General features: G+C 70.6%; 23 protein-coding genes, 1 tRNA gene and 1 pseudogene. 12 read left to right on the forward strand and 13 right to left on the reverse strand.

All coding sequences use genetic code 11. The features are described 5' to 3' along the window. The first annotated feature begins 94 nt into the window (after positions 1 to 94). The 8 genes from JQS43_RS19515 to JQS43_RS19550 all read left to right on the forward strand — a co-directional run bounded on the left by JQS43_RS19515 (position 95) and on the right by JQS43_RS19550 (position 8,914). On the forward strand, positions 95 to 2,413 hold the full coding sequence (locus tag JQS43_RS19515; protein ID WP_239675828.1) for a beta-xylosidase/alpha-l-arabinosidase: 2,319 nt from the start codon (positions 95 to 97) through the stop codon (positions 2,411 to 2,413). Next, positions 2,410 to 3,561 carry a Gfo/Idh/MocA family protein gene (locus JQS43_RS19520; protein ID WP_239675829.1) on the forward strand — a complete coding sequence of 384 codons (1,152 nt, stop codon included), beginning with the start codon at positions 2,410 to 2,412 and terminating at the stop codon, positions 3,559 to 3,561. Before JQS43_RS19515 ends, JQS43_RS19520 begins: the two co-directional genes overlap by 4 nt. Next, a complete protein-coding gene (locus JQS43_RS19525) occupies positions 3,561 to 4,502 on the forward strand; it encodes a DUF6807 domain-containing protein (RefSeq protein WP_239675830.1) in 942 nt (313 codons plus the stop codon). The genes JQS43_RS19520 and JQS43_RS19525 overlap by 1 nt, the downstream gene beginning before the upstream one ends. Then, positions 4,499 to 5,224 carry a cupin domain-containing protein gene (locus JQS43_RS19530; RefSeq protein WP_239675831.1) on the forward strand — a complete coding sequence of 242 codons (726 nt, stop codon included), beginning with the start codon at positions 4,499 to 4,501 and terminating at the stop codon, positions 5,222 to 5,224. Before JQS43_RS19525 ends, JQS43_RS19530 begins: the two co-directional genes overlap by 4 nt. 311 nt (positions 5,225 to 5,535) lie before the next feature. Next, a complete protein-coding gene (locus tag JQS43_RS19535) occupies positions 5,536 to 6,765 on the forward strand; it encodes a bis-aminopropyl spermidine synthase family protein (protein ID WP_239675832.1) in 1,230 nt (409 codons plus the stop codon). Continuing rightward, positions 6,746 to 7,240: a GNAT family N-acetyltransferase gene (locus JQS43_RS19540; protein ID WP_239675833.1), complete on the forward strand. Its 495-nt coding sequence runs from the start codon at positions 6,746 to 6,748 to the stop codon at positions 7,238 to 7,240. Before JQS43_RS19535 ends, JQS43_RS19540 begins: the two co-directional genes overlap by 20 nt. Continuing rightward, a complete protein-coding gene (locus JQS43_RS19545; protein WP_239675834.1) occupies positions 7,237 to 8,307 on the forward strand; it encodes a hypothetical protein in 1,071 nt (356 codons plus the stop codon). The genes JQS43_RS19540 and JQS43_RS19545 overlap by 4 nt, the downstream gene beginning before the upstream one ends. Continuing rightward, positions 8,297 to 8,914, forward strand: coding sequence for an S-adenosylmethionine decarboxylase (locus tag JQS43_RS19550; protein WP_239675835.1), 618 nt, complete (start codon positions 8,297 to 8,299; stop codon positions 8,912 to 8,914). The genes JQS43_RS19545 and JQS43_RS19550 overlap by 11 nt, the downstream gene beginning before the upstream one ends. A gap of 56 nt (positions 8,915 to 8,970) precedes the next feature. Here JQS43_RS19550 and JQS43_RS19555 read toward each other — a convergent pair whose 3' ends face one another. Together JQS43_RS19555 and JQS43_RS19560 are read right to left on the reverse strand one after the other, a co-directional pair. Then, positions 8,971 to 10,491 carry a S10 family peptidase gene (locus tag JQS43_RS19555; protein WP_239675836.1) on the reverse strand — a complete coding sequence of 507 codons (1,521 nt, stop codon included), beginning with the start codon at positions 10,489 to 10,491 and terminating at the stop codon, positions 8,971 to 8,973. 106 nt (positions 10,492 to 10,597) lie between these two features. Further along, positions 10,598 to 10,852 carry a Smr/MutS family protein gene (locus tag JQS43_RS19560; protein WP_239675837.1) on the reverse strand — a complete coding sequence of 85 codons (255 nt, stop codon included), beginning with the start codon at positions 10,850 to 10,852 and terminating at the stop codon, positions 10,598 to 10,600. A gap of 54 nt (positions 10,853 to 10,906) precedes the next feature. Here JQS43_RS19560 and JQS43_RS19565 point away from each other — a divergent pair, with 54 nt between their 5' ends. After that, entirely contained in the window at positions 10,907 to 11,353 is a 447-nt protein-coding gene (locus JQS43_RS19565; protein WP_239675838.1) for an MSMEG_6728 family protein, read from the forward strand. On the opposite strand, the gene JQS43_RS19570 is transcribed toward JQS43_RS19565, so the two are convergent. The 5 genes and pseudogenes from JQS43_RS19570 to JQS43_RS19585 all read right to left on the reverse strand — a co-directional run bounded on the left by JQS43_RS19570 (position 11,340) and on the right by JQS43_RS19585 (position 15,489). Next, positions 11,340 to 12,356 (reverse strand): alpha/beta hydrolase, encoded by a 1,017-nt coding sequence (locus tag JQS43_RS19570; RefSeq protein ID WP_239675839.1) that lies wholly within the window; start codon positions 12,354 to 12,356, stop codon positions 11,340 to 11,342. The two genes, JQS43_RS19565 and JQS43_RS19570, sit on opposite strands and share 14 nt — an antisense overlap. A 101-nt stretch (positions 12,357 to 12,457) precedes the next feature. Then, positions 12,458 to 13,666, reverse strand: coding sequence for an NAD(P)-dependent malic enzyme (locus tag JQS43_RS19575; protein WP_239675840.1), 1,209 nt, complete (start codon positions 13,664 to 13,666; stop codon positions 12,458 to 12,460). A gap of 334 nt (positions 13,667 to 14,000) precedes the next feature. Beyond that, positions 14,001 to 14,222, reverse strand: a pseudogene (locus JQS43_RS26365) (aldo/keto reductase); the annotation flags it as partial. A gap of 290 nt (positions 14,223 to 14,512) precedes the next feature. Next, positions 14,513 to 15,286 (reverse strand): YaaA family protein, encoded by a 774-nt coding sequence (locus JQS43_RS19580; protein ID WP_239679502.1) that lies wholly within the window; start codon positions 15,284 to 15,286, stop codon positions 14,513 to 14,515. A 127-nt stretch (positions 15,287 to 15,413) separates the two neighbouring features. Beyond that, positions 15,414 to 15,489: transfer RNA gene (locus JQS43_RS19585), tRNA-Lys, on the reverse strand. Between the two features lie 146 nt (positions 15,490 to 15,635). Between JQS43_RS19585 and JQS43_RS19590 the strand changes: the two genes are divergently transcribed. Further along, entirely contained in the window at positions 15,636 to 16,865 is a 1,230-nt protein-coding gene (locus tag JQS43_RS19590) for a L,D-transpeptidase (RefSeq protein WP_239675841.1), read from the forward strand. A gap of 62 nt (positions 16,866 to 16,927) precedes the next feature. Beyond that, on the forward strand, positions 16,928 to 17,923 hold the full coding sequence (locus JQS43_RS19595; protein WP_239675842.1) for a hypothetical protein: 996 nt from the start codon (positions 16,928 to 16,930) through the stop codon (positions 17,921 to 17,923). Between the two features lie 6 nt (positions 17,924 to 17,929). Here the strand turns inward: JQS43_RS19595 and JQS43_RS19600 are convergent, their stop codons facing one another. From JQS43_RS19600 to JQS43_RS19625, 6 genes are all read right to left on the reverse strand, one after another. Further along, a complete protein-coding gene (locus JQS43_RS19600; protein WP_239675843.1) occupies positions 17,930 to 18,793 on the reverse strand; it encodes an amidohydrolase family protein in 864 nt (287 codons plus the stop codon). A gap of 48 nt (positions 18,794 to 18,841) precedes the next feature. Next, positions 18,842 to 19,492 (reverse strand): hypothetical protein, encoded by a 651-nt coding sequence (locus JQS43_RS19605; RefSeq protein ID WP_239675844.1) that lies wholly within the window; start codon positions 19,490 to 19,492, stop codon positions 18,842 to 18,844. 54 nt (positions 19,493 to 19,546) lie between these two features. After that, on the reverse strand, positions 19,547 to 20,368 hold the full coding sequence (locus tag JQS43_RS19610; RefSeq protein ID WP_239675845.1) for an exodeoxyribonuclease III: 822 nt from the start codon (positions 20,366 to 20,368) through the stop codon (positions 19,547 to 19,549). 63 nt (positions 20,369 to 20,431) lie between these two features. After that, complete coding sequence (locus JQS43_RS19615; protein ID WP_239675846.1) at positions 20,432 to 20,707, reverse strand: hypothetical protein; 276 nt, start codon at positions 20,705 to 20,707, stop codon at positions 20,432 to 20,434. A 48-nt stretch (positions 20,708 to 20,755) separates the two neighbouring features. Continuing rightward, positions 20,756 to 21,502, reverse strand: a complete 747-nt coding sequence (locus JQS43_RS19620) for an EI24 domain-containing protein (RefSeq protein ID WP_239675847.1) — start codon at positions 21,500 to 21,502, stop codon at positions 20,756 to 20,758. Positions 21,503 to 21,518: 16 nt separating this feature from the next. Further along, on the reverse strand, positions 21,519 to 22,433 hold the full coding sequence (locus JQS43_RS19625; RefSeq protein ID WP_239675848.1) for a nucleotidyltransferase domain-containing protein: 915 nt from the start codon (positions 22,431 to 22,433) through the stop codon (positions 21,519 to 21,521). Positions 22,434 to 22,718: 285 nt separating this feature from the next. Between JQS43_RS19625 and JQS43_RS19630 the strand changes: the two genes are divergently transcribed. Further along, a complete protein-coding gene (locus tag JQS43_RS19630) occupies positions 22,719 to 23,945 on the forward strand; it encodes a metallophosphoesterase (RefSeq protein ID WP_239675849.1) in 1,227 nt (408 codons plus the stop codon). Positions 23,946 to 24,002 lie beyond the last annotated feature (57 nt).

The following is a 24,002-nucleotide window of genomic DNA, read 5'->3' on the forward strand; positions in this document are numbered from 1 at the left end:
CCAGGTTGTTACGGTGCTACCCTGAGGCAACCTTACCGAGAATCGGAGCTATAGTTTCCGATAATTTTCGGGCCCGATTGGCAGGCAGACGGGGATGGGGATGGCAACCGACAACGAGCGTAAACCGTGGCAGCAGACCGACCGCCCAGCGGCGGCGCGGGTGGCCGACCTCCTGGCCGAGCTGAGCCTCGAAGAGAAGGTCGCCCAGCTGTACGGAGTGTGGGCGGGCGTCGAAACCTCCGGTGACGACGTGGCGCCGCACCAGCACGAGCTCGCCGATCCAGGGCTCGACCTGCCGACCCTGCTGCAGTCGGGGCTAGGTCAGCTCACCCGCCCGTTCGGCACCGCTCCGGTCGACCCCACCGAGGGGGCCAAGGCGCTGGCTCGACTGCAGGCCGATGTCGTCGCCGGCAACCGGTTCGGTATCCCGGCGCTGGTCCACGAAGAGTGCCTGACCGGGTTCATGACCTGGCAGGCGACGATCTACCCGACCCCACTGGCGTGGGGCGCATCCTTCGACGCCCCGCTGGTCGCCAAGATGGCGACCGAGATCGGCGCCGCGATGCACTCGGTCGGGGTTCACCAGGGCCTGTCGCCGGTGATGGACGTCGCCCGGGATCTGCGCTGGGGCCGGGTCGAGGAGACCGTCGGGGAGGACCCGTACCTGGTCGGGACCATCGGCAGCGCCTACGTCAGCGGGCTGCAATCGGCCGGCGTGCTAGCCGCGCTGAAGCACTTCGTCGGCTACTCCGCCTCCGTCGCCGGCCGCAACCACGGCCCGATCTCGATCGGCCCGCGCGAGCTCGCCGATGTCCTACTGCCGCCGTTCGAGATGGCGCTCCAGGAGGGCGGAGCGGACTCCGTGATGGCCTCCTACTCGGCGATCGACGGGGTTCCCTCGCACGGCGATTACCACTTGCTGACCACCATTCTCCGGCAGGAGTGGGGTTTCACCGGCACCGTCGTCTCCGACTACTTCGGAGTCACATTCCTGGAGCTGAACCAGGCCGTGGCCGGCTCCTCCGCGGAGGCGGCCCGGTCGGCGCTGACCGCCGGGGTGGACGTCGAACTGCCGACCGTGCGCTGCTACGGCCAGCCGCTGATCGACTCGGTCCGCGCCGGCGAGCTCGACGAGTCGCTTGTCGACCTGGCGGTGACCCGGGTGCTGCTCCAGAAGTGTGAGCTGGGCCTGCTCGACCCCGACTGGAATCCGCTGCCGCCGGCCCTGCGGGAACCCGGCGGCGAGGTCGACTTCGACCCGCCCGGCGCCCAGGAGACCGCCCGGATCCTCGCCGAGGAGTCAGTGATTCTGCTCCGCAACGAGGGGGTGCTGCCGTTGACGGCACCCCGGATCGCGGTGGTCGGCGAGCTCGCCGACGAGACCCAGCCGCTCTTCGGCTGTTACGCGTTCCCGAACCACGGCCAGCACCAGGACGACGCGACCGACGAACACCCCGCAGGCGAGTTCGACACTGTCCTGGCGGCGCTGCACGACGAGCTGCCCGACGCCACGATCAGCTTCTACCCGGTCACCGGCGGCGACCTCGCCGGGGCGGTGGCGGCCGCCGAAGCCGCCGACGTGGTGGTCGCGGTCGTCGGCGACCGGTCGGGGCTATTCGGCCGGGGCACCTCCGGCGAGGGTTGCGACGCAGCCGACCTCCAGCTGCCGTACCAACAGGAGCAGCTGCTCGCCGCGCTGACCGAGACCGCCACCCCGGTGGTGGCGGTACTCCTGACCGGCCGGCCGTACGCCCTCGGCGCGGTGATCGATCGGCTCGCCGCCGCCGTGCAGGCGTTCTTCCCTGGCCAGGCCGGCGGGGCGGCGATCGCCGGGGTGCTCAGCGGGCGGGTGAACCCCAGCGGTCGCCTGCCGGTCAGCATTCCCAGCGACCCGGGTGGCCAGCCCGGCACCTACCTCGCGCCACAACTGGGCCGACGCACCGAGGTCAGCAGCATCGACCCGACGCCACTGTTCCCGTTCGGCTACGGCCTGTCATATACGTCCTTCAGCTGGGACGAGGTAACCGTGGCAGAGCAAGCGGTCGGCACCGACGGTACGGTGAGCGTGTCGGTTCGAGTCCGCAACACCGGCCCGCGCGCCGGTGTGGAGGTGGTCCAGCTGTATCTGCACGACCCGGTGGCCCAAGTGGCGCTGCCGGTGGTGCGGCTAGTCGGGTTCGCCCGGGTGCCGCTGGCCGCCGGCGAGTCCCGACTGGTGACCCTTACCATGCCGACCGACCTGGCCTCGTTCACCGGCCGGGACGGTCAGCGCATCGTGGAACCGGGCTCGCTCGAACTCCGACTCGGCAGGTCCTGTGAGGACATTGAGCACACCGCCACGGTCGAGCTGGTCGGGCCGCAGCGAGTGATCGGCCACCGACGGCGGTTCACCACGGAGGTGACGATCGGTTGAAAACTACCCCCACCCCCACGGTGGCCGTGCCGAGCCCACGACCGGCCGAGCCCCACGCCCGGACCTGTCAGATCGCCGTCGTCGGCACCGGCGGCATCGCCACCGTTCACGCCGGCGACATCGACCGCCTCGGTGACCGGGCCCGGATCGTGGCCGCGGTCGACACCGACCCCGACCGGCTGACCGAGTTCTGTGCCCGCTGGTCGATCCCCCGGCAGTACACCAAGCTGGAGGCGATGCTCGACGCGGAGCGGCCGGACCTGGTCGACCTCGCCACCCCGCCCGGGTTGCACACCGCCCAGGCGATCGCCTGCCTCGCCCGCGATCTGACCGTCTGGTGCGAGAAGCCACCGGTGTTGAGCCTCGCCGAACTGGACCAGATCGCCGCCGCCGAAGCCGGCAGCGGCGGCTCGTTCGCGACCGTCTTCCAGCACCGGTTCGGCAGCGGGGCGCAGCGCCTCCGAGCGCTGGTCGCCGCCGCCGACCCCCGGCTGGGAGCACCCATGACCGCGGTCTGCCACACCCTCTGGTATCGGCCGGACGAATACTTCCACGTGCCGTGGCGGGGCAGCTTCGAGGTCGAGGGCGGTGGGCCCACCATGGGCCACGGCATCCACCAGATCGACCTGGTGCTCTCGATCCTCGGCGACTGGCGCGAAGTGGTCGCGGTGGCCGACCGGCGTGCCCGGCCGACCCGGACCGAGGATGTCTCGGCGGCGCTGGTCACCCTCGACTCCGGAGCGGTGGTCACCGTGCTGAACAGCCTGCTCTCCCCGCGGGAGACCAGCTATCTACGATTCGACTTCGCCCACGCGACGGTGGAGCTGGAACACCTCTACGGCTACCGCGACGAAGACTGGCGGGTGACCCCCGCCCCCGGTCACGCCGACCCGGTGACCGAAGCGTGGGCCGACGGGCCGACCGGCCAACCAAGTGGCCACCACGCGCAGCTGTCGGTGGTCGTGTCCGCGCTGGCGGCCGGTCAGCCGCCGCCGGTGACGCTGCCTGACACCCGCGTCACGATGGAGCTGGTCGCGGCGATCTATGCGTCGGCGTTTACCGGTGCGCCGGTGCGCCGAGGCCAGATCGATGAGACTTCTTCCTTCTACTACCGGATGGACGGCAACGGCGCCCCCTGGGAGGCTTAGTGAGCAAGCTCAGCCTGGTACACGAGCAATCCGGGTCGCTGCGGATCTGGTACGGCGACCAGGAGCTGGCACAGTACGTCTACCGACCCACCGACCGGCAGCTTGAGTCCCCCCGACCATACTGGCATCCACTGCACACATTGGGTGGTGACCAGGTCAGCCTATACCGGCCTCACGACCACGTGTGGCACAAGGGGATCGCCTTCTCGCTGCCGAACCTCGCCGGCCCCGACGGTACCGAGAACTTCTGGGGTGGCCCCACCTACCTACGGGGGCGGGACTACGTTCAGCTGCCCAACGACGGGGCCATGGTCCACCAAGAGTTCCTCGACCTGAACTCCGACGGCGAGCAGATCTCGATCCGGCAGCGGCTCGACTGGATCACCCAAGCCGGCCGGCGCTGGGTCGCCGAGGAGCGCGCCTGGTCGGTGCATGTGTTGGCCGACCACGGTTGGCTGCTCCGATTCGCCACCCGGCTGACCAATGTCTCCGGGCACGACCTGGTCTTCGGCAGCCCCACCACCGAAGGCCGACAGAACGCCGGCTACGGCGGCCTGTTCTGGCGTGGCCCCCGCTCGTTCAGCGGTGGCACCGCACACCTGCCCGCCGGCAGCGGCAAAGACGAGCTGATGGGCGCCCGCTCCCCCTGGCTCGGATTCACCGGCCAACACGACGACCACGGCCGCCACTCGACCCTGGTCTTCGTCGACGCGCCAGCGAACCTCGGCCACCCCACCCGCTGGTTCGTCCGCTCAGAGATGTTCGCCTGCGTCTGCCCGGCGCCGTTCTTCGCCGACGAGTACCAGCTCGCCCCGGCAGCGACCCTGCCCCTGCGCTACGCGGTAGCAATCGCCGACGGCGACCTCGGGCACTCCGGCACCGAGCAACTGGCCACCACCGCCGCGGCGGCGCTAGCGCAGTGGGAGGTGGGGACGCCGTGACCGCCGCCGCCGACACCTTCCCTGGCGGCACCGCGGTCTCCCGGGTCCGGGTCTACGACTGGCCCGCCGCCGACGGTCTGCACGGCGGCTCGCCGCACCTGCACACCACCTCCACCGAGGCTTATGTGGTCGTCGCCGGGGAGGGCGCGGTGCAGACGCTCTCGGGTGACGGCGCCGCTGAGCATCCGCTGGCCCCCGGCAGCATGCTCTGGTTCACCCCCGGCACCGTGCACCGCCTCATCAACACCCGCGACCTGGAGGTCCTGGTGGTGATGGGCAACGCCGGACTCCCCGAGGCCGGCGATGCAATCTTCACCTTTCCGCCAGCGGTGCTCGCCGATCCGGCCGCCTACGCGGCGGCGGCGACCCTGCCGGCCAGCTCCGATCCACAGGTGGTCGCCGAGGCGGCGCGGCGGCGGCGCGATCTGGCGATCGAGGGCTACCTGGCGCTGCGGGAGCGGGTCCGGGCCGACGGGCCGGGGGCGCTCTCCGAGCTGTACTACGCCGCCGCCGCCCTGGTGCGCGACCGGGTGCCGGACTGGCGGGAACGATGGCGGGACGGGCCGCTCGCCCGGGCTGTCGACACCGGTGACCACCTTGACGCGCTCGGCGCCGGCAAGTGCGAACACCTGGCCGAGTCCGGGGTCCGCAACGCCACACCGGCGGCCAGCCGCTTCGGCATGTGCGGACACCTTTCCCGGTGGGACGCGACGCCCCGATAAATCGGATGCCTCGGCCGGCCCGCTCCGGTAGTGTCGCGGCCGAGGTGAGGTTCATGGCTGAGAGCTGCCGACGGTAAGTAGGCACATCACCACCGCTGACGCGGTGGTCGCCTGCTGCCACGCGCCGCCGCCCCGCAGATTCGCGGGCGCTGGCGAGTCTCGTCGTGCCCAACTCACCTAGGAAAGGCCTCCGGCACAATGCTGCCATTCTTCGAGGCCCACCGTCGCCTTGCCCGGCCCGGGCCGCGACGCGTGGGCACCACCAGCCACCGACCCCACCACTGGTACGCCGCCGGGACGAGGTGGCGCGGATGACCGTCACCAGCCGCTATCAGCCGCCCTCCACCACCGACCCACTCGACCAGCTCGCGGGCCTGGTCGCCGCCGCTACCCAGCTGGCCGAAGGGCCCACCGGGGTGGTGGAGCTCCTGGCGACCATCCGCCGGCGGGAGCCGGTCGCCATCCGCGACCTCAGCCGGCTGGTCGAGATCCCGGTGCCGGTGGTCGCCGCCGTCTGCAATGAGCTGCGCCGCCGCGGCCTGGTCGCCCCAGCCCGACCGGTACGCCTCACGGAGCTGGGTAGATCGTGCCTCGCTCCGGCAGCCGGCCCCGGGTCATGGCCGGCCCCGGACCGCTGCGACCGCTGCGACGGCCACGGCACCCGGGCCCCGGCTCGCGCCGCCGACGCGCTACCGGAGCTGGCCGCCCTTGGCGCCAGCGCCCCACCCGCGGCGGTCACGCTCGACCAGGCACACTGCACCGCCGAGACCGCGTTGCGGCGGGTGCTTTTCCTGGCCGAGCACGGGCTGCTCCACCAGCGGTTGCTGTTCCTCGGCGACGACGATCTGACCTCGCTGGCGGTGGCGCTGCTAGCGCACCGCACCGGGGCGGCGAGCCGGCGCCTGTCGGTGGTCGACGTCGACCCTCGGGTGCTCGACTATCTCGGTCGGCACGCCCCGATCGGTGGCCCGACGCTCGAACTGATCCACCACGACCTGGTCGACCCGCTGCCCGCCGGACTGACCGGCGCCTTCGACGTGGTGGTAACCGATCCGCCGTACACCACGCCAGGGGCGGAGCTCTTCCTTTCCCGGGCGGTAGCGGCGCTCGCCCCGGGTGGGGGCCGGCACGTGCTCCTCGCGTTCGGGGCCCGGCCACCGGACGAGACGGTGCGGCTGCAGCGGCTCTTCGCGGAGCTGGGCCTGGCACTACGGTCCATGGCCCCGAACTTCAACGAGTATCACGGCGCCGGGTCGCTGGCCGGCACCAGCCACCTTTACCACCTTCGTACCACCGCCGGGTCCCGGCCCAGCATCGTGGGCCGGCACCAGGGACCGCTCTACACTGCGCAGACCGGCTCCCGGCGGCCCCGCTGGTACCGCTGCCTGGGGTGCCGGGCTCGGCTGACGGTGGGGCCAGACCAGACCTGGCCGGTCGTCGCCGACCTACGGCAGGCGGGCTGTCCCCACTGTGGGGCGCACCGGTTCCGGCCGCTGCCGCGACAGCAGGAGGTGGTCGGCGATGGCGCTGCCGGACAGTGATCCGGACGGGTTCCGGGTCCGGCCGGCGCACGCCAGCGACCTGCCGTGGCTGGCCGAGTTCGAGGTGACGATCGCCCGGGCATCGTTCGGCGTGGAGGCGGTGACCGACCCGGCGGTGCACTCCCGGCGGGTCAGCGCCGCACTCGGCCGGCCCGGCGAACTTACCCTGGTGGCGGCCGAATCGGCTGGCCCCACCGTGGGCTGGGCCTGGTTGTCCCGGCGGACGAACGCCATGACCGGCGCCGAGTACGGCAACTTCCGGTCGCTGGCGGTTGCCGACCATCCACAGCGTACGGCCATCGGGGAACGGCTGCTCGCGGCGGTGCTCGATCACTGCCGGTCGAACGAGATCTCCGAGGTGGTGGGTCGAGTACACGCGACCAACCTGCCGATGCGTACCCTCTACCGGGCGTTCGGCTTCGAACCGGTGCACCTCACGGTGCGTCGCCGGTTGAGTTGGGCGGACCCGGCATGAGCGGAGACATCAAGTGCGTGGTCTGGGACCTGGACGGCACGCTACTGACCGGAGTGCTGCTGGAGCAGCCGGACGACCCATCACCCACACCGCGACTGGGCGTAGTCGACCTGCTCGCAGCCCTCGGCGACCGCGGCATCATCCACAGTATCGCCAGTCGCAACCCACCAGAGCTGGCGGCCGCAGCCGTACAGTCGGTGCCGTGGCCGGTCCCGTTCCTCTGCCCGCAGTACGGCTTCGGGCCGAAGTCCGGGGCGGTCCGGCGGATCGCGGAGACGCTCCAGGTCGGACTGGGCACGGTCGCTTTCGTCGATGACGACCCGTATGAGCGGGCCGAGGTGGCTGCGGTCGAGCCGTCGGTAACGGTGTTGCCGCCGGATGCCTTTCCGGATGCGCTGGGTTGGCCCCAGTTCAACCCGCCGGTAGTGACGGAGGAGGGCCGGCGGCGGGCAGCGAGCTACCGTGAGGCGCAGCGCCGCCAGTCGGCGTCCGCGGACTTCGGGGGGTCCCGGGCGGAGTTTCGCCGGTGGTGCCGGACAACGGTCACGGTGCGGCCAGCGACCGCGGCCGACCTTCCCCGGCTCACCGAGCTCTCCTGGCGTACCTCCCAGTTCAACTCGCGGGCCGCAGCCGTACCCGACCAGGTCTTCGCCGATCGACTCGGGTCGGACCGGCACCGGATCTTCTGCGCCGGCCTGCGCGACCGGTTCAGCGACGACGGGACGGTCGGCGCGGCGCTCGTCGACGCCGGCCCGGACCGGTGGGAGGTGGAGCTGCTGATGATGTCCTGCCGGGCGACCGGGCGCGGGGTGATCGAGGTGCTGCTTGCCGGGTTGGCAGCGGCAGCTGCCCGCGCCGGTGCCACCGAACTACGGGTCCCGGTCCACGCCACCGAACGCAACCTCCCGCTTCGGCTGGCCCTGGTCGGGGCCGGATTCCGCGCCGCGGTGGTCTCCGATGCGGTATCGACCCGGGCACCGGTGCCGTTCGTCCGGCCGGTCAGCGACGCCGATCGCCACCGTGCCATGGTGGATGGGGTCCGGGTGGTGACCGACTGTGATCGATGATCTGCGGGACCTCCTCGCCGAGGTTACCGGCCGGCCAGCGCTGCGCCGGCTGCCGGCCGATCGGCCGCTGCTGCGCGATGGTGCCGGGCTCGACTCGGTCACGGGGGTGCAACTGCTGGCGGCGGTGCGCGAACGGTATGGGGTGGACGTAGCCGCCGAGGATCTCGGCCTGAGTTCGCTGGATTCGCTGGCCTCGCTGGCCCGGTTCCTATCTGGCCACGGGCCGGCACCAGCCGCAGCGGCCGGGCCGACCGCCCTCACCCCGAAGACTCTGCACCTGCTGGATGGCCGGGCCGACGGTAGCGGTCTCCTCGCCGACCCGGCCGGGCTGATCCGGGAGATGCGGGCGGCGGTGGCCGGGGCCGGCGGGCATGTCCTCGGCGAGCGGCACGTGGTCTTCCCGAACGGGGCGATCACCGTGGTGATGGTGCTCGCCGAGTCACATCTGTGTATTCACACCTGGCCCGAGGAGCAGCTGGTCGCCTGTGATCTGTTCAGCTGCGGCGCGATCGATGGCGGCGCGGTGCTGACTCGACTTGCTGGCCTGCTCGGCCTGACCGAGACCCGGCACACCTGCATCCCGCGCGGCGACCTCCCATCACGCTGATCATGGACTTAGGGGCGGGAATCCCTTGGTTTCCTGCCCCTAAGTCCATGATCGCGTCAGTGGGGGTTGACGAAGGCGGCGAGGTGCGCGGCCTGCTCAATCCGGCTCGGCTCGTGCACATACATCATGTGCCCGGCCGGGTAATACTCCGCGGTCAGGTTCTCCCGCAGCTGCTCGGGGATCGCCAAGTGCGCCACCGTATGGTCGGCCGCGAAGTACGGCGTCGCCCCGTCGTAGTACCCCGAACCCACATACACCCGCAGGTGCGGATTGCCGCGCATCGCCTCGGCCAGCTTGTCCGCGACGCTCACCGAGATGCCCTCGAACTCCTTGTACGACCAGCTGGAGTTCACCTCGAAGGAGAGGATCTGGTACGGCAGATCCGATGAGAACTCAAGCTCATCCCGGACGTAGTGGTTGAACGCGGCGGTGAAGGCACCATTGATCGCCTCGTGGGACGGGTCGCCGGACCAGTGCTCCTTGCCGTAGTCGCTCTCCCAGCCGGTGAACCGGGCGTCCAGCCGGCCCACCGTCTGCCGCCGGTGCCGCAGCAGCTCAGTGAAGAACCGGATGTGCTCCACCCGCAGGTCGACTCGGTCTACATAGTCTTCCGACAGCCCGGTGAGCGAGGCGAGTTTGCCGACCGCCGCCGCCCGCTCCTCGGCGGAGAGCCGGGAACCACGCGACAGAATGTAGGGATACTCCCGCTCGGCGTACGCCTCCGCCTCGTCGAGCACCTCCCGCAGCGGCCGGTCGCCGTGCAGCCCATGGTAATGAGCGACCGCGGCGTAGGTCGGCAGAAACATCACGTACGGGTTGTCGTTGTGGCCGTTGCCACGCAGCAGCCCGATGTCGAGCACAGTGGAGACGAGCATGAGGCCGTTGAGGTTCATGCCGTAGGTCCGTTGCAGGTGCCGCGCCAACCCGGCGGCGCGAAGGGTGCCGTATGACTCGCCGCAGAGGTACTTCGGCGACAGCCACCGCCGCTGCCGGGTGGTCCAGAGCCGGATCACCTCGCCGACGGACTCCAGGTCGGCCTGGTAGCCGTGGAACTCCTTGGCCTTCTCACCCTCGGTGGGCCGCGAGTAGCCGGTGGAGACCGGGTCGATGAAGACCAGGTCCGAGTGGGCGAGCAGGGTGTGCGGGTTGTCGACCAGCCCGTACGGCGGTGGGGTCAGCTGCTCGACGTCGCCGCTGTCGGCCAGTCGGGGGCCCAGGAGCCCCAGGTGGAGCCAGACGCTGGAGGAGCCAGGGCCGCCGTTGAAGGCGAAGGTCACCGGCCGCTGCCGGGCATCCGCGTCGTCGAGGGTGTACGCGGTCAGGAAGACCTCTGCCTTGGGCCGGTGCCCCCGGAACTTGTCCTCCTCGGCCACTTCCTGGCGGAGCACCACTCGGCCGCAGGTGGCGGTGTAGGCGAGCTCAGTGCCGTCCGCGATCCGTACGGTATGCCTGGTTACGACCAGCTCGTCGATCGGCGTCGCGGTCTCGCCATTGTCTTTCTGCCCGCCGCTCTTCTCTTCCGGCCCGGAATCACTGCTTTGACGTGATTGCGATCGGGCATCGTTCTGCTCGGCCACCGCACCTCCTCGTGCTCGCGAACACCAACGGTCACGCCCACGATCGGCGCTGCGCGACCATGATCCTCACCGTATACCCCGCTCTGGCGACTCCTGCGAGGCGGCGCTACTTCCACCGGAAGTGCACGAAGAGCCGGCCGAAGTTTTTGGAGTCCTTCTCCACCCGGTGATAGAGCGCCTTGATCTCCTTCTGCTCAAGGAACCGGAGCACCCGCTTCTTCAGCTGCCCCGAACCCTTGCCGGGGATGATCTCGACCATCGGCGCCTTGGTGCGGATCGCCTCGTCGATGATCTCCCGCAACGCTCGGTCGATCTCGGTGCCCCGGTTGTAGACATCGTGGAGATCCAGCTTCAGCTTCACAGTCCTACTATGCCTATGGGTTTAGCTCGCGTCACCCCGGCGTACCAGGTAGTTGTGCAGACATTTCTCCCATATTCGGACTTCGCGGTGACCGCAGCTGTGCTCGACCGCCGCCGGCTCGGCAAGCAGCGGGTCGAGGCGCTGCAGGTCCTCCGCGCAATCACGGTGCCCGGGTACGGCTGGCGTCACCACCCGGCCGCGAAGATGTGGTCCGGTTACCAGGAAGCGCTGGTCTGCTACGGGACCACGATCTGCGCCCGATGGCGTAGCGAGGGTGGCGCCGACACCGTCGCCGCCACCCTCGAACGGGAGTTTGGGCGCCCAGCCCGCAGCCAGGCCGAACTGGCGGCCACGGGTGAGCTGCCGCCCTGGTTGGGCTGGGAACCACTGCACCGCAGCCACCGGTCCGCGTTGCTACGCAAAGACGCCGCGCACTACGGGGAGCTGTTTCGGGATGTCCCCCCGGATCTGCCCTACGAGTGGCCGGTCACTGACCGTTGAGCACCCGGCGCAGCCAGTGCAACCGCGCCGCCTGCGCCGCCTGCGACACCTCGGCGTCGGGAGCGGTGTTGTCGAAGCCGTGGTAACCGCCCGGCCAGACGTGCAGCTCCGCCTCACCCCCGGCCCGCCAGATCCGGACCGCGAAGTCGACGTCCTCGTCCCGGAAGGTCTCGCAGGAGCCCACGTCGATGAAGGCCGGCGGCAGCCCCGAGAGGTCGACGGCCCGGGCCGGGGCGGCGTAGGGCGGCACATCCGGCCCGCCGGCCCGGTCGCCCAGCAACGCACCCCAGCCGGTCCGGTTGGAGTCGCGGTCCCAGGTGTCGACCCCGATCAGCTGCCGGCTCGACGGGCTGTCGTTGCGGTCGTCGAGCATCGGGCAGATCAGCAGCTGGGCCCGCAGCGCCGGCCCGCCCCGGTCGCGGGCCAGCAGCGAGACCGCGGCCGCCAGGCCACCGCCGGCGCTCACCCCGGCCACCAGCAGCCGCGCCGGGTCGATGCCGAGCTCCGTGGTGTGCTCGGCGGTCCAGGCCAGCCCGGCGTAGCAGTCCTCCACCGGCGCCGGATGCGGATGTTCGGGCGCCAACCGGTACTGCACCGAGACCACCGCGGCACCGACCTCGGCGGCCCACCGGAGCGCGCCGGTCGGCAGGCCGGTGCGGTAGTCCCCCATCACCATGCCGCCGCCGTGGATGAAGTAGATCGCCGGCACCGGCGCGGCGCTGCCGGTGGGCCGGCAGATCACCAGCGGCACCTCGCCGCCGTCGGGGCCCGGTGCCTGCTCGTGGCTCACCTCGAAGGCACCGTCGCAGCTCAGCTCGGCGTCGCTGGGCGGCGGCTCGGCGGCCGCCCGGATCCGCCGAACGACCGGGATCAGCTCCGGGGTGAGGGTGGTCGGCCGGTCGGGTTGCTGCTGCCGGAACGCGGCGAGCCCGGCCGCCAGCTCGGGGTCGAAGGGTGGGGGTGGGCCGAGCGGCGCCACCGTCGCCGGGTCGAGGGTAGTCATGCTGCCTCCAGTATCAGCCGTGCTGCGGCGGGGCGCCGCTCACTGCCCGGCCGCGTGGGCCGGGGAACGCAAAGCCACGGTAGCCGCCGGCTGGCTTCTCGTCACCGGTCTTCCGGGCGCCCCCGACCCGACCCGACTGGCCGGCGGACCCCCTCGGCGCGGGCCGCCTCGGCCACCGCCTCGGCGACCGCCTCGGCGGTGCGCGCGTCGAACGGGTTGGGCACGATCGCGTCCGGCCGCAGCGAGTCCGCGACCACCTCGGCGATGGCCCGCGCCGCCGCCACCTTCATCCCCTCGGTGATCCGGGTCGCTCGGGCGGCGAGCGCACCCTTGAACACGCCCGGGAAGGCGAGCACGTTGTTGATCTGATTGGGGTAGTCGGAGCGGCCGGTCGCCAGCACCGCGGCGTAGCGGGCGGCCACCGCCGGGTCGACCTCCGGGGTCGGGTTGGCGAGCGCGAAGATGATCCCGTTGGGGGCCATCTGCGCCACCGCCGCCTCCGGGATCGAGCCGCCGGAGACCCCGATCAGCACGTCGGCGCCGCGCAGCGCATCGGCCACGTCGCCGGTGCGGACCTCGACGTTGGTGAGCTCGGCCAGCTCGGCCTTGGTGCCGGCCAGCTCCGGCCGGCCGCCGTGGATGATCCCCTGCGAGTCGCAGACCATGGCGACACCACCGTCGACCCCGCCGGCGATCAGCATCCGGGTGACCGCGACCCCGGCGGCGCCGGCGCCGACCACCACCACCCGCAGGTCCCCGAGTTTGCGCTCCAGCACCTTCGCCGCGTTGCGGAGCGCAGCCAGCACCACGATCGCGGTGCCGTGCTGGTCGTCGTGGAAGACCGGGATGTCCACCGCCGCGTCGAGCCGGCGCTCGATCTCGAAGCACCGGGGCGCCGAGATGTCCTCCAGGTTGATCCCGCCGAAGGTGGGCGCCAGCGCGGTCACCGCGGCCACGATCTCGTCCGGGTCCTTGGTGTCGAGGCAGATCGGCACCGCGTCGACCCCGCCGAACTGCTTGAACAGGATCGCCTTGCCCTCCATCACCGGCAACGCGGCTCGGGGGCCGATGTCGCCGAGGCCGAGCACCGCCGAGCCGTCGGTCACCACCGCCACCACGTGCGAGGTCCAGGTGTACGCGTCGGCGAGCGACCGGTCGGCCGCGATCGCCTCGCTGACCCGGGCCACCCCCGGGGTGTACGCGATCGACAGGTCCCGCAGGTCGGCCAGTGGCACGGTCGACGTCACGGCCAGTTTGCCGCCCTGATGGCCAGCGAAGATCTCATCATCTGAGAGCGCAGTGAGCTGCACGATTACTCCTGTGGTTTCCGCCCGGATGACGGGTCACTGTACACCGCGGTTCACGGCGGGGAGCAGACAATCGCCACCGGTACCGCGATCGGGCGGATTCCGCTGGTCAGCTCCCCTGACGCAGCCGGCCACCGCAACACTCTGCTCCACATAGGTCATTTTCTCAGCACCCGGAATCGCACCACGTCGTCGCCCTGGGCCAACAGCCAGGCCAGGGCGATCTGGGCCGGGGTAGCCGATCGGTACTCCGCCATCCGGCGCAGCACCGACACCAACTCCTGGTTACGAAGCAGGTTCTCGCCCGCCGACGGGGATCGTTCGCCCGCAGGTCATCGGGGTCGAAGCTCGTGCCGGCGGGGATGGCGCCGGTGAGGAACCCGCGCCCGAGCGGCGCGAAGGGGACGATGCCGACACCCAGTTTCCGGGCGACCGGCACCACTTCCGGTTCCAGACCACGTTCCCACAACGACCGCTCGCTCTGCAAGGCGGTTACCGGGTGTACACCCTGGGCGAGCCGGGGCGGGCAACTCAGATCTGGTAACCCCGACGCTCCCATCCGTACATTGGACTACTGGAAGTCGACCGGGGCCCACTACTCGCCTACGAGAGCTGCTAGCACAGACGGAGCAGTACCGGCGGCGGCGCCACCGGAGCGCGACTGCTACTTGGTGGGTTGAGTGGTGATCCACTACGGCGACAAACCGGTCCCATATTGGCAAATCAGGTGCCGCGTAAGCAAAGCAAACGCTTCAGCAAGACCACCTGAGCCGCAGGGACCCGGAGAAGGTCAACTGAGACCACCAGCCGCGGTGAGGGCGACCCTGGTAGGGAGCCGGCGGCACCGGATCAGGTGAGCCGGACCGAGAGCCCTTTGCCGGCGAACTCCTGGCAGACGAAGACCGGCTCGGCCGGGGTGCTCAACGTTTCGTCGTACCGGTAGCCGATCTCCTGGAACTTCGGCATCCGGTCCGTGGTCTCGGCGACCCGGTTGACCACCAGCCACCGGGCGAACGCCCCGCGGGCGATCTTGGCGTGGACCACGACGAACTTCGGTCTCTGCGTCGCCGGGTCTACGGTCAGGAACTTCGGGGTGACCACCCGGCCGGGGTCGACGTGCGGCAGGACCGCCTTGCTGTACTCGTTGGCGGCGAGGTTGACGATCGGGCCGGCCGCGGGCAGCTGCTCGGCGATGGCCGAACCCCAGAACCGGTAGAGGCTGCGGTAAGGCCCCGGTGGCAGTCGGTACCCCATCTCCAGCCGGTATGGGCTGATCCCATCGAACGGCCGCACCATGCCATACAGCCCGGAGAGAATCCGCAGATGCTCCTGCGCGTACGCGCGGTCGGCCGCGGCGAACGTGTCGATCTGCAGGCCGCTGTAGATGTCGCCGACGAAGGTGGCCGCCGCCGGGGTCTGCCGCTGCGGGTCGGTACCCCATTCGGCGTACTGCTGTCGGGTCTTCGCCGCCAGCTCTGTGGAGATGGACATCACTTCGGCGACCTGCTCGGTCGAGAGTGTGCGCAGATAGTCCACCAACTCGACCGCTCGCGCCAGCAGGGCCGGTTGACCGGCCGGCGCATCACCCGTCGCCGGCGGGCGCATGGTCTTGGAGCTGTGCATCAAGATCACAAGCGCATCCTGTCACACTGTCGACCCGGTGAGCGTGACCTGCGGCGGGTCCGCACTCGGCGGGTCCGCACTCGGAGAGGCCGGGCCGAGCGCGAACGCTCGGCCCGCTCCGAATGGTTGGTACGCCGCCAGGGACTCGAACCCCGAACCCGCTGGTTAAGAGCCAGCTGCTCTGCCTATTGAGCTAGCGACGCACGGTGCTGCCGACGCTTGGGGCGTCAGCCGCGCACAACATCTGACACTTTAGCACGCCGGTCAACCTTGCGCTGAGGAAGTAAGGTGCGCTGCATACCCGACGTGAGGCACCATAGGGAACCAACGTAGCGGGAGGACGGAGCTAGTGACCCCCACGATTCTCCACGCGGCGCCACGGCGCCGGTCGACCTGGCGGATCGCGCTCGCAGTGCTGTTGCCGGCCGTGCTCGTGCTGAGCGGCTGCTCCAGCAACGGCGACGGCGAGGGCGGGGACCCAGAGGAAGGGCCGCACGTCGGCGCGACGATCCTGGAGCCGGCCGACGCCACCAGCGGAGTCCCCACCGCGTTGGAGATCCACTTCGACACCGAGCACGCCACCGAGGCCACTGTCGAACTGGCCGACCTCGACGGGAACCCGATCGAAGGCGAGCCCACCGAGTCAGGCACCAGTTGGCTGCCGCAGAGCCAGCTGGAGTATCAGACCACGTACGTCGCGACCCTCACCGCGGTCGGCGATGACGGCCAGAACTCCATCACGACCAGCACCTTCACCACCATGGCCGAGCCGAGCCAGACCATCCGGGTCTTCAGCTTCCTAGGAGCAGACTCCGAAGTCGGGGTCGGTATGCCGCTGCGGATCGAGTTCAAGGACGACGCCGACCAGGGCTGGGACATCCCCGAGGCGGCCCGCGCCGAGATCGAACGGCGGATCACCGTCCGGACCGATCCGCCGCAAGCGGGCGGTTGGCACTGGGTACGCGGTTCGGAGCTGCATTATCGCCCGATGGAGTTCTGGGAGCCCGGCACCCAGATCAGCTACCGGGCCGCGGCCGGTGGGCTCCCGCTCGGCGACGACTATTACCTGCGAAATGACCTGAACCTGAACCTCACCGTCGGCCGATCGGTGATCATGGAGGTCGACGACGCCACCCGGGAAATGACCGTCAAGGTCGACGGCGAGGTGGAGCGGACCATTCCGGTCAGCCTGGGTCGGGATGATTACCCCTCCTCCAGCGGCACCTTCGTGATCATGGAGAAGGAGTCGGAGACGGTCTTCGACACCCTCGAGACCATGGGCGAGGAAGACGGGTACGTCGTCGACATCGAGTATGCGATGAGGCTCACATATCAGGGTGAGTACATTCACGCCACCGTCCGCTCCGGTGAGGAGCTTGGCAACGAGAACGTCACCCACGGCTGCATCAACATGTCGGAAGACAACGCCGAGTGGCTCTTCGACCTGACCAACTCCTGGGGTGACCCGGTGATCGTCACCGGCACCAGCCAGACCGCTGAGCCCGGCGACGGCTGGACCGACTGGAACCTCGACTGGGAAGAGATCCAACGCGGCAGCGCGCTCTACTCCGAAGGGTGATCGGGCGCAGACTGTTCGGCGCGGCGGGGAGCCAGCGACGTTCAACCAGCGTCCAACCCGGTATGCGTACCTTCGCGCCCCGCTCTTCGCCCGGCGTCCGGCCGTGGTTCGGCGCCCTCCTCCTGCCCGTGACGCTGCTCGCCGCCGGCTGCGCCGCTCCCGACGCCCCGGACCCGCCAGGATCGCCGGCCGCGGTCGACGCTGCGGCCGAGGAGTTCGACCGACGGGCGGCGCAGCTCGCAGAGGCCTGGCCGACCTCGGCCGCGGCCGAGGTCTGGGCCCATGAGCTGGTCACCCTGGAACCGTTGACGGTGACCCCCGCGGTCGCCGATGAGGCGCTCGCGCAGGCGATCTTCGCCGGCTGGCTCGACACCGACCTGGAGCTGGGCAACGACCCCGAAGCCGGCGAGCTCACCCTCCCCGACGGGGAGACTAGGCCGGTCCCGCTGCACTCTGCCGCCGAGGCTTGGGCGCAGGTCGCCACCGGTGCGCCGGAGTGCCCCGACCCCTCGCCGGAGCCCACCGCGACCGGGCCGGGGGCGGCTGGGTCAGCCGACCCGGACGGTTCGGTCAGCAGCCCGGCGCTCTGCGCGGTGGCGGTGGTCACCGACGCCCGGCTGGGCGCCGTAGCGCTCGCCACCAACCAGGGCCCCGTCGAGGCCCCGGCGTGGCTGTTCACGATCGACGGCGTCACCGACCCGCTCGCCCGGGTGGCGGTGCCGGCCGACCTGTTCGCCGACCCACCCAGAATGGCCGATGTGGACTATTCGCACCAGCCCGGTCTGGCGACCGGCCAGCACCTCACCGCCGCGGACCCCACCGCGGAGACGCTCGGCTTCCAGGTCGGCGTGGGCGCCTGCGACACCGAACCCGTCCCGGTCTGGTATGAGACCGCGGCGGTGATCGTGGTCGGCGGACTCGCGGCGCCGGAGCCCGGCGTCGACATGTGCACCGACCAGCTAGTGCTCGCCGAGGTGACGATCCAGCTAGCCGCCCCGGTGGGCGACCGCCCGGTACTAGCCACCACCGGTGAGGTGCTCGCGGTTAGCCAGTGGTGACCGCGGCTACGCCCACCCGGCGTCGGACCCCGGCGGCAGCCGGTAGCAGCGCGCGGCGGTGCCGGCGAGGATCGCCGCCCGCTGCTGCTCATCGCAGCCCTGCAGCGCAGCCAGCGTCTCCCGCAGCACCTGCTGGTAATCCCCGGCGAGCAACGCCACCGGCCAGTCGCTACCGAACATCAACCGGTCCGCGCCGAAGACCGCCAGCGCATGCTCGACGTACGGGCGCAGGTCGGCGGCGGACCACCGCGCTGGGTCGGCCGCGGTGTTCAGGCCGGAGATCTTCGCGTACACATTGGGGTGTGCCGCGGCCGCCGCCAGCAGATCGGCCCAGGGTTGCCAACCCCGTTGCTGGATCGGCGGTTTCGCGAGGTGGTCGATGACCAGCCGCAGCTCCGGCACCGCCTGGGCCAGGGTGGCGACGTGCGCCAGATGTTCCGGCAGCACCGCGACCACGTCGAAGCTGACGTCGTGTTCGGCCAGCAGGCGCAGACTCTCGACCACCGCGGGCTGCACCACCCAGTCTGGGTCCGGCTCGTCGTGGATCAGATGGCGTACCCCGGTGAAGGCCGGCACCGTCGCGTAGCGGGTGAGGGCCGCCGCGGCTTGTGCCGGCTCGGTGAGCGGCACCCAGCCCACGACTCCGGCAACCCACGGTTGCCGGGCGGCCACTGCCAACATCGCCTCGGTGTCCTCGGCGCTGTTGGCGGCCTGCACCAGCACCACACCGTCGACCGCCGCGGTTCGCAACTCCGGTTCGACATCGGCCGGGGTGAAAGTGCGGTAGATCGGCCCGGCCGCCGGCGTCAGCCACGGGTACGCCACCGCCGAGAGGTCCCACAGGTGCAGGTGCGCGTCGATGAGGGTCATAGCCACCGATTATCGCGTTCCGGCGCCGGCCAGGTCAGGTCGGCCGGGTCAGGTCGGACTGCTCGGCCGACGGTTCCACATCCAGGCGGCCCCCGAGCTGGCCAGGCAGGTCCGGCGACGCTCCCGGCCGGCGGACTCCCCGGCCGCCGCACCGGCCGGCCCAGGACGGCTCCGGCGCAGCAGCCCCGGCGACGGTGGCTGGTACGCCGGGTCGAGCGGACCGAACGCCAAGCCGTTCTCGTCGAGCGCGTTGTAGACGGTCAGCCAGCCGCTGGCGAGCCGAAGCCCGACCGCGACTGAGCCACGGGCCTCATCCTCGCCGGTCCACTCCAGCAGCGCCACCGCAGCAACCTGCTGGCCGTGGGCCGCGGCGACGGCTTCGGGCGCGTCGCCCCGCCACCCGAGTTTGCGTTCCTGGTCGGCCACCGACCACCGGGGGGTCTGCCGCAGGTCGATGCTGTTCCAGGTCAACGACACCAGGTCGCGCTGCTGGTGGTTGACCTCCAACCGCTCGCCGTCGAAGTCCAGCACCACCGGGCAGTCCGCCAGCCAGGCGTCTGCGGTTTCGTCCCACACCACCCAGGTACGGGTCAGCCGGCGGCCGGCGAGCGCCTGCAACCGCGGGCCGTGCCGGCTCGCCAACTGGTTGCGCCCACGCAGCCAGCAGGGCTGGTAGCCGGCCAATCCAAAGTCGAACATCCCGCCCATTATCGCCGAGCCCGCCACCCGGCGCGCCGAGCGCCCCGGGTGAGGTCAGATGTCAAGGTCCACCACGATCGGGGCGTGATCAGAGGGGCCTTTGCCCTTGCGGGCGTCCCGATCCACGTACGCATCCCGGACCGCCGCGGCCGCTGCGGCGTTGGCGTAGACCAGGTCGATGCGCATGCCCATATTTTTCGGGAACATCCCCGCCCGGTAGTCCCAGTAGGTGAACGGAGTGTCGTGCTTCATCGCCCGCGGCCGGACATCGGTGAGGCCGGCGGCCCGCAGCCGGGCGAGCTCCTCCCGCTCCGCCGGGGTGACGTGGGTGGCGCCGACGAACGCATCCGGATCCCAGACATCCTCGTCGCCCGGTGCCACGTTGAAGTCGCCCATCACCGCGAACGGCCGATCGCCGGTCAGTTCGGGGGTGAGCGCCGCCCGCAGCGCCGCCAACCAGTCAAGTTTGTACGCGTAGTGCGGGCTCTCCGGGGTACGCCCGTTCGGTACGTACACCGACCACACCCGCAGCTGCCCGCAGTCGGCGCCGACCGCCCGCGCCTCCACCACCGGCGGCGCGCTCAGCAGCGCCGGGTCGTCGCCGTCCGGTTGGGCGGCGTACCCCGGCTGCCCGGCGAAGCCGTGTGCCACCTCGGTCAGCCCGACCCGGGACAGGATCGCCACGCCGTTCCACCGACCGTCGCCGACCGCTGCCACCTGGTAGCCCCGCTCGGTGAGGCCGTCGCTCGGGAACGCTTCCGCCGCACACTTCGTCTCCTGCAGGCAGAGCACGTCCGGCGCGACCAGGTCGAGCCACTCGTGCAGCCGGGGCAGCCGGGCGGTGACCGAGTTGACGTTCCAGGTAGCGACTCTCATTCCGGTAGTCTCCCGCACCCTCGTTCGCGGCCGGCTCGGCGGCCCGCCGTCGGGCCGGCCGGGTCAGCCGCTGGCGTTGCTGACCGCGCCAGCGATCGCCAGCAGGAGCAGCCCGAGCAGCAGCAACGACCCCAGCACCCCGGCGACGGTGAAGAGCAGTGCCCGCCAGTCGCCACCGCGACGCTGGACCAGCCACAGGACCATAGCGCCCACCACCCCGGCCACCACCCCGGTGCAGACCGAGCTGCCCGCCATCGCCAGCAACGATCCGGTCCCCGGATCCAGCACCTGGCTCAGTGGTGAGGAATCTTGCGCAACGACATGCCCTACTTTTTCCACCCGCAAGCTCCCTTCCCGGCCGACCAGGTGCTGCGACTATCCATGCTCTCAAGTGGGCGGCGAGAGTGCACGCCGGGCCAGGAGGGTCCCGCCGGCCACCGCCGCGGGCATGACCAGGATCGCACCACCGGGTATGAGGAAACAAAGAAAGACCGCCGCTCCGAAGCCGAGCGAAGCCGGCCGGAGTCTGCGCAGCGCTCGGCGCCGATCGGCCAACCGCAGCCCGCGCCGCTCAAACGGGATGCTGACCAGCTCCAGGGCGAGGAACCAGCCACCGATCAGGGCCCCGAGCACTGGCGCGACGAGCTGCCCCACCGCCGGCAGGAAGCCGATCAGGAACAGGCACAGGCCGATCGGAATCGTGACCGCGAGCAACCGGGCCGAATCGGTAACGCTGCGCCCGAGTGAACGCCAGAACCCGACCGGGAGTTCTGGCGGCAGCTCACCAACGGACCGCTCCACGTGCTGCGAAATCCGCTCATAGAACGGGCTGCCTAGCGTCAGGGTCACCGCCGTGAAGCTCACGATCCCGATCAGCAGGGCGACCCCCAGCAGCGCCACCCCGGCCAGCACCCGGGTCGTGCCCCGGGCCGTCTCCGACCAGTCGGCGGCGAACCAGGTGACGGCCGCAGCCAGGTCGGGCAGGAAGAGCAGCAACGCCACCAGCCCGATCAGGAACAGCGCCGCGGTCACCGCCACCGGGATCAGCCCCAGCAGGAACAGCCGCGGCGAGCGGGACCACATCCCGATGCCGCGAAGGAGTAGACCCGCGCCGCGTACGAACTCGCCGACCATCGACGCCGATCCCTACCTACAGCTGGATCTGTTCGAGCCGGTGCAGCGCGAGTTCCCGCCGCTCCGGATCGTCCGACTTCGCCTCGGCGAGCTGGTACTCCCGATAGCGGCGGAGATAGTGATTCTGGAAACCGAGGGTCCGCTCACACAGCTCCCGCAGCTGACGCCGCTCGGCCCCAGCCTCCGGGAGCTGATACCGCCAGCGGTCCCGGCAGAGCTCGTGGACATCGGCCACCAGCGGCAACCAGTCGTCGTCGAGGTGTTGCCGATAGAGCGCGACGCAGGCCCGCTTGTCCCGGACGTACCGGCCAACGGTCAGAGCGATCAACGCGGTCGCGGTCCAACCGACCGTCGCCACCAGCAGCTTCGTGCTCGGGACGTCCTGCCCGTCGGGCCCCGGCATCCGCCACTGGTCGAAGCCGAAGAACTCGCCCTCCGGGTCGATATGTTCGAGCGGGTAGTGCAGCGAGCCGCCAGCGCGCTGCTTCGGGTAGAGGTAGCTGTGCAGCGGCGTATACACCACCGACCGGACATAGGTGTCGGTCTCCAGCGCTGGCAGCTTGCCCCGGACATCACCGCCGTAGACAGGCCGGCTGGTGAGTCGCAGCTGTAACGCCAACACCAGGTTGTCGGGCCGCTGCAGCTGCGCTTCGCTGACCACCAGGGCCTCCAGCGGCAGCGAACTCAACTGCGCGCAGGAGGCGGCCGCGCCGCGGGCCCGCTCCGCCTCCGCGGGGTCGGCGAACTCCTCCTGGAAGACGATGCACAGGTCGAGGTCGCTACCGTCGATGTTGGCGCCGCTCGCGTACGAGCCGCGGAGCAGGTAGCCGTGTACCCGGCCCGGAAACGCCCGCTCGAAGACGCCGACCACCCCGCTGACCACCCGGTCAGCGACGGCGTCTCCGGTCGATTCGTCCAACTCGACGGTCATCGAGCCACCGCCCCCGACTCGCCGCCACCACTGACCACCACGATGCGCCTCCCCTGTTCATCGCCGACTCCCCATCAAGATCGTCGATGGGCAGCTTTCGCCGCCGAGTCTCCTACCCTGCCAGACTGCTCATGCCGGCACACCCCGGGCTCGCCGCGGCTTTGAGCTCGATCCCGCTCGCTATCATCACGGATGTGGCCGCGGCAACTCCCACCCCCGATCCTGGCGACGTGAGTCAGTCCGCTGAGGCGGTCGTCGGCATTGCATGAACTCTTCTGGTTCGCGGTGCGCCTGCTATTCGCCACCGCCGGCTTCGCCGCCCTTCACCTCTTTCTTTGGTGGCGGCTGGTCTACGCGACCACCGAACGAGGGTCGCGCTGGCGGCCGATCGGCGCCGCAGCGCTCGCTACCCTGGCCGGCTCCGGCCTGGCGGCGAGGTTCCTCGTCCCCTCCCCTGCTCCACTATGGCTACAGCAGCTGATCGGTTGGCCCGGTTGGTTGTGGTTCGGGGCTGCAATGTATCTCGTCGGTCTACTCGCGGTCGCCGAGCCCGGCCGGTGGTGGCTGCTGCGCGCCCGGCGTACCGCGCAGCCGGCGATCCGTAGGGAAGCCGGCCGAGACCCGGATGAAAGACCTGCCGGGGGATCAGCCGACGCTTCGCCGGCTGCGGCCGGTATGCCCCGGCGGGTGGTGCTGTCCCGGGCGATCGGGCTGGGCGCGGTGGTAGCCACCGGCACCATCGTCGGCCACGGCACAGTCGAGGGTAACCGCACCCCTCGCCTGAAACCGGTGTCGCTCCCGCTCACTCGACTCGCCCGCGAGTTCGACGGCTACCGGATCGCGGTCGTCGGCGACGTCCACCTCTCGGCGCTCCACGGCCGCGGCTTCTGCCAACGAGTGGTGGCACAGATCAACCGCGCCCAGCCCGACCTCATCGCCATCGTCGGCGACCTGGCCAGCGGCGAGGCTTACCAGTTACGCGACGCCAGCGAACCGCTCGCCGGACTCCGCGCACGCGACGGTGCGTACTATGTGGTCGGTAACGCCGAGCACTACACCGGCGCCGACGAGTGGATCGCCCGGGTCGAAGAATTAGGGCTCACCGCGCTCCCCAACACCCGGGTCGAGCTGCCCGGCTTCGACCTGGCTGGCGTGAATGACCTCATCGTCGAGGAGCGGGACCTGCCTGGTGAGGTGGGGCCTGATCTGGCCGCCGCCCTCAGCGACCGGGACCCGGCCCGGGCGTCGATCCTCCTCGCCCACCAGCCCAACATCATCCGCGAAGCGGTCGACTGGGGCGTGGATCTACAGTTGTCGGGCCACACGCACGGCGGTCAGCTGTGGCCGGTCCACGCCCTTACCCGGATGCGCAACGTCCAGCTCGGGGGCCTGCAGGGTTACGACGGTACGCAGCTCTACGTCACCAATGGAGCCGGCACCAACGGCCCGCCCCTACGAGTAGGGGCAAAGTCTGACATAACCGTAATGACGCTCCGCTCCGCACAGGCCTGATCCGGTCCCGTCCCGCCAAGAAGGGCCGAAAGACCCGGCCCCGATCGGGACGCTCGC

This window comes from Natronosporangium hydrolyticum (genome assembly GCF_016925615.1).
GTDB classification, from domain to species: domain Bacteria; phylum Actinomycetota; class Actinomycetes; order Mycobacteriales; family Micromonosporaceae; genus Natronosporangium; species Natronosporangium hydrolyticum.

Bases quoted from the DNA above. Each gene is read 5' to 3' on its own strand.
- JQS43_RS19535 (WP_239675832.1), top strand. From the start codon at position 5,536: ATGACCGTCACCAGCCGCTATCAGCCGCCCTCCACCACCGACCCACTC.
- JQS43_RS19540 (WP_239675833.1), top strand. From the start codon at position 6,746: ATGGCGCTGCCGGACAGTGATCCGGACGGGTTCCGGGTCCGGCCGGCG.
- JQS43_RS19610 (WP_239675845.1), bottom strand. From the start codon at position 20,368: ATGAGAGTCGCTACCTGGAACGTCAACTCGGTCACCGCCCGGCTGCCC.
- JQS43_RS19605 (WP_239675844.1), bottom strand. From the start codon at position 19,492: ATGTTCGACTTTGGATTGGCCGGCTACCAGCCCTGCTGGCTGCGTGGG.
- JQS43_RS19600 (WP_239675843.1), bottom strand. From the start codon at position 18,793: ATGACCCTCATCGACGCGCACCTGCACCTGTGGGACCTCTCGGCGGTG.
- JQS43_RS19595 (WP_239675842.1), top strand. From the start codon at position 16,928: ATGCGTACCTTCGCGCCCCGCTCTTCGCCCGGCGTCCGGCCGTGGTTC.
- JQS43_RS19545 (WP_239675834.1), top strand. From the start codon at position 7,237: ATGAGCGGAGACATCAAGTGCGTGGTCTGGGACCTGGACGGCACGCTA.
- JQS43_RS19570 (WP_239675839.1), bottom strand. From the start codon at position 12,356: ATGACTACCCTCGACCCGGCGACGGTGGCGCCGCTCGGCCCACCCCCA.
- JQS43_RS19625 (WP_239675848.1), bottom strand. From the start codon at position 22,433: ATGACCGTCGAGTTGGACGAATCGACCGGAGACGCCGTCGCTGACCGG.
- JQS43_RS19580 (WP_239679502.1), bottom strand. From the start codon at position 15,286: ATGCACAGCTCCAAGACCATGCGCCCGCCGGCGACGGGTGATGCGCCG.
- JQS43_RS19515 (WP_239675828.1), top strand. From the start codon at position 95: ATGGGGATGGCAACCGACAACGAGCGTAAACCGTGGCAGCAGACCGAC.
- JQS43_RS19620 (WP_239675847.1), bottom strand. From the start codon at position 21,502: ATGGTCGGCGAGTTCGTACGCGGCGCGGGTCTACTCCTTCGCGGCATC.